We start from the raw sequence: 269 nt of genomic DNA on the forward strand, positions 1-269 counted from the left end.
GTTCTGGGTTGACCTAAAGACCGATCCACGACCTAATTTTTCAAGTCCCCGGCGAATTTCGGGTTGAAAGATGATGATGCATCCAATTACTCCCCAGTTGATAATTTGGTCCAGAATCCATGAAACCATGGTTAATCCCAAGTACCAGCTGGCAATTTTTGCGATAATAATGACAATGATTCCACGCAATAACTGCACCGCGCGAGTGCCACGAAGAAGCATTATCAATTCATAAATAATGAGCCAAACAACTAATATATCAATTAAGT

At 40.9% G+C, this 269-nt stretch carries 1 pseudogene; it reads right to left on the reverse strand.

Annotation, left to right across the window (positions count from 1 at the left end):
* A pseudogene (locus AC6UDE_RS06995) lies at positions 1-269 on the reverse strand (diadenylate cyclase CdaA); the annotation flags it as partial.

It is taken from the genome of Fructilactobacillus sp. X2R5C3, from assembly GCF_059901325.1.